Source organism: Faecalicoccus pleomorphus DSM 20574 (assembly GCF_000420345.1).
GTDB classification, from domain to species: domain Bacteria; phylum Bacillota_I; class Bacilli_A; order Erysipelotrichales; family Erysipelotrichaceae; genus Faecalicoccus; species Faecalicoccus pleomorphus.
In genome coordinates, this window is the sequence record NZ_ATUT01000039.1 from 1 (window position 1) to 2,443 (window position 2,443).

At 31.6% G+C, this 2,443-nt stretch carries 4 protein-coding genes; all 4 read left to right on the top strand.

The features are described 5' to 3' along the window. Positions 1–363 precede the first annotated feature (363 nt). The 4 genes from G413_RS0110430 to G413_RS0110445 are packed head-to-tail and all read left to right on the top strand — an operon-like array spanning position 364 to position 2,312. Positions 364–846, top strand: coding sequence for a MarR family winged helix-turn-helix transcriptional regulator (locus G413_RS0110430; RefSeq protein WP_022790798.1), 483 nt, complete (start codon positions 364–366; stop codon positions 844–846). Next, positions 839–1,369 carry a flavodoxin domain-containing protein gene (locus tag G413_RS0110435; protein WP_027969187.1) on the top strand — a complete coding sequence of 177 codons (531 nt, stop codon included), beginning with the start codon at positions 839–841 and terminating at the stop codon, positions 1,367–1,369. The genes G413_RS0110430 and G413_RS0110435 overlap by 8 nt, the downstream gene beginning before the upstream one ends. Positions 1,370–1,383: 14 nt before the next feature. Beyond that, the gene (locus G413_RS0110440) at positions 1,384–1,773 is read left to right on the top strand and encodes a hypothetical protein (RefSeq protein WP_022790799.1); all 390 of its coding nucleotides are present in this window, start codon (positions 1,384–1,386) and stop codon (positions 1,771–1,773) included. 56 nt (positions 1,774–1,829) lie between these two features. Continuing rightward, on the top strand, positions 1,830–2,312 hold the full coding sequence (locus G413_RS0110445; protein WP_022790800.1) for a hypothetical protein: 483 nt from the start codon (positions 1,830–1,832) through the stop codon (positions 2,310–2,312). The last annotated feature ends 131 nt before the right edge of the window (positions 2,313–2,443 follow it).

The window sequence follows — 2,443 nt, forward strand, 5'->3', positions numbered from 1 at the left end:
TTTCAATATCTGGAAAGTACTGTTTTCATCCAATATAAGCGTAAAGTTGAATTATGTCAGAGTCAACAATATGTACCTCTATCTCCCTTTGTTTTCAGTATAGAAAATTTCTGATTCTATACTGAAAAAATCGGGTGATAACTTTTTAAAAGTATTGTGTTGTCCTTTATTCATTGAAGCATAGATTCTTCTTCAGAATTTAGAATTTATAAAACATAGGGTAAAAATAAATGTATAATATCTCTATAAATTGGAATTTTCTGTTTTGTTAAAGGCGGATATTTTGTCCGTCTTTTTCTATTGACAAAGAAAAGGTAATGTATTACCTTAAATAAAGTAACATATTACCTATTGGAGGGCGTAATGAATTTAAAGGAAGTAATCAGAAGTGATAAAGTGAATTTTACAGGCTTTGAATCATCCTATTTTCTGTTGGGATTGCTAAGTGCCTTTGAGAACAGATTTCAGACAATGGCGGATAGTACTATGAAAGAAATTAGCTGGAAACAGTTTTTTGCAATCATATGTATCAACTTATGCAAAACTCCTCCTACAGTTAAGGAGTTAGCGGAAATCATGGGTAGCTCTCATCAGAATGTAAAGCAGATCCTCTTGAAACTGGAGAAGAAGGGCTTTGTAAGTATTTCTGTGGATGAGCAGGATAAGAGAAAACAACGCATTGAACTTACTGATTATTGCCAAGAGTTTTGTGAGAAAAACGATGAAATGAGTAGGGCTCTTTTGAAGAGAATGTTTGCGGGAGTGTCTGAGGAACAGTTACAGACTACTATACAGACCATTATACAAATTGAAGATAATTTAAAGGAGATTCGAAATTATGAGTAGAGGTATTATTCTATATCAATCTAAATATGGAGCAACGAAAAAGTATGTAGATTGGTTAGTGGAGGAACTTGGCTATGATTATGCAGAAACTAAGAATTCTAAAGTTGCTAATTTGCTGAATTATGATGTTATCATTCTAGGTGGAGGTGTTTATGCTTCTGGTATTGCAGGGCTGCAATTCTTAAAGAAAAATATAGGGCAGTTGACAGACAAGAAGATTGTAGTATTTGCAGTTGGTGCTTCTCCATATGATGAGAAAGCAATACAACAGGTAAGGGAGTTGCATTTTAAAGATACACTTAGTAATATTCCATTGTTCTATTGTCGTGGAGCATGGGATGAAGAGAAAATGAAGTTTACGGATAGAACGCTTTGCAAGATGTTACAGAAAGCAGTTGCAAAGCAAAATCCAAACGAATATGAACCTTGGCAAAAAGCATTGATGTGTGCAGTGGGGCAAAAGTGTGATTGGACAGATAAGTCGTATTTAGGACCATTGTTGAAGTACATTGAAGAATTATAGTTTTGGAGGTCTATATGAAAAAGTATGTGTTTGCATTTTTGATTTGGGTTATGATTATACCGATTGCAATATTAAATGGGGGATTTCGAGAATACGTACTCGTTAATCTTGGTGTGTTAGCACGCCCGTTAAGTGGAATTATTTTAAGTGTATGCATTTTTATTGTTGCCTATCTGCTAGTACCTAAAATAAAGAACTGTGTGAAAAGAGATTATATTATATTCGGCATAATGTGGTTTATACTGACAAATTTATTTGATTTATCATCATACATCAAAGCTGGAGATGGATTTGCAGGTTTATTACAATCATATAATATTTTTACAGGAAATCTATGGTTGTTGGTAGTATTATCAACATTATTTTCACCTATTATTGTGATGAAAATAAAAGAAAAGAAATAAGGTGAAAATTTCAGTTTATAAAGAAAGCGAAAAATTGGAATTTGGAGTGAAACAGAATGATTATAATAATCGAAATCGTAATTTTATGTATCGCGTTTTTTCTAATATGTTTTTGGGGAACAGGTACAGATAACAAAAATTTAAAAAGCTATTCATCTTATCCAGATGAAGTGCAAAATCGAATAAAGAGTATTGCAGAATATCAAGGAAAATTTAAGGAAAGCAATAAAGTGGTTACATTTGTATCCAATTTTCTGTTATTTCTGTTCGTACTATTTATATTAGGGTTGTTTATCAAAGAAAATGGCTTCACACATAATTTTCTTTGTTTAAGTATTATAGGACAGGGATTGAATATCTTTGACTTATTTATTGTAGACCTTTTATGGTGGCGGAATACAAAGCGTGTTCGTTTAAGAAAAATACCAGAAAAGGAATTGTATCAAAATCCGAAAAAGCATATAGAAGCGTTTATCAGAGCCTTTATTATGTATCTGCTAATTGCTCTGATAGACGGATATATATTGACACTTTTATAGGAATAGATATAAGTAAATCCCAGTTTGTTAAGTAGACAAATCCTAATTTGTAGAGATGATAGGAGTATTTATGAATAAAAAGTTAGTGAAAGAATTTTTAATAATAACATTTGTTATAATGCTAATATTTT

Excerpts from the sequence above, each read along its gene's own strand:
- G413_RS0110445 (WP_022790800.1), top strand. The coding sequence starts at position 1,830 with ATGATTATAATAATCGAAATCGTAATTTTATGTATCGCGTTTTTTCTA.
- G413_RS0110440 (WP_022790799.1), top strand. The coding sequence starts at position 1,384 with ATGAAAAAGTATGTGTTTGCATTTTTGATTTGGGTTATGATTATACCG.
- G413_RS0110430 (WP_022790798.1), top strand. The coding sequence starts at position 364 with ATGAATTTAAAGGAAGTAATCAGAAGTGATAAAGTGAATTTTACAGGC.
- G413_RS0110435 (WP_027969187.1), top strand. The coding sequence starts at position 839 with ATGAGTAGAGGTATTATTCTATATCAATCTAAATATGGAGCAACGAAA.